At 66.3% G+C, this 1,048-nt stretch carries 1 protein-coding gene; it reads left to right on the forward strand.

Translation table 11 applies throughout. The features are described 5' to 3' along the window. Nucleotides 1–31: 31 nt before the first annotated feature. The coding region (locus tag L979_RS01745; RefSeq protein WP_197052044.1) for a glycoside hydrolase family 3 protein at nt 32–1,048 on the forward strand (1,017 nt) is incomplete at its 3' end.

The following is a 1,048-nucleotide window of genomic DNA, read 5'->3' on the forward strand; positions in this document are numbered from 1 at the left end:
CAGTCGAGGGCCGGCGTCGGGACCGTGGGCCGTGGATGAAGCCACGTGGGAGGCAGCCGAATCCGCGGTGGCCGCCATGACTGTGGAGGAGAAAGCCGGTCAAGTCCTGGTGGCCACCTATGACGGCGCCGATCAAGCCGCAGTGGACGTTGAGGTCGGTCAGATCCAGGACCTGCACCTGGGCGGGGTGATTGTGATGGGCCGTAACGTCCCCACCGAGCAGGGCTCCGGGCAGACTCAGGAGGACACTCCGCTGGGTGGGGCTCAAGGCGTTGATGTGCAGGCCATGTCCGGGCAGATCCAGGAGTTCCAGACCGCACTGTCCCGTTCGCATGACGGGCAGGACTGGCCGGGGATCATCTCCGTCGACCAGGAGGGCGGCACGGTCACCCGCCTGGGCTCGCCGCTCACCGAGTGGCCGCTGACCTCAGAGATCGGTGCCGCCGATGACCCGGAGTTGACCCAGGAGGCGGCCGAGGGACTGGCATCTGAACTGGCGGGGCTGGGTTTCACCATGAACAACGCGCCCACCGCAGACATCACCACGCCTGGTGACGCCGTGATCCGTGACCGGGCCTTCGGCACTGAGGCCGCCCAGGTTTCCGATCATGTGGTGGCCTCCGTGGAAGGGCACAACAACGCCGGCGTGGTGTCCTCTGCCAAACACTTCCCCGGACACGGAGGAGTGACCACCGATTCCCACGTGGGGCTGCCGCTGCAAGAGATGTCAGTGGAGGAACTTTCCACCACGGATTGGGTGCCGTTCCAGGCTGCCGTGGATGCCGGGGTGCCCACCGTGATGATGGGCCACATAGCGGTGGAGGAGTGGAATCCGGACGTGCCGGCAACACTGGAGCCTGCTGCCTATCAGGCGCTGCGTCAGGACTTGGGTTTTGATGGTGTGGTGGTCACGGACGCCTTGGACATGGGAGCCCTCTCCGGAATTGTGGGGGATGGGCTGCCCGTGGACACCGGCGTGAGCACCCCGGCCGGTGCCGCTCTGCAGGCAGGTGCCGACATGTTGTTGATGCCCGCGAATGCGCCTGCC

The organism is Kocuria sp. ZOR0020 (genome assembly GCF_000800955.1).
In the GTDB taxonomy this organism is placed as follows: domain Bacteria; phylum Actinomycetota; class Actinomycetes; order Actinomycetales; family Micrococcaceae; genus Kocuria; species Kocuria subflava.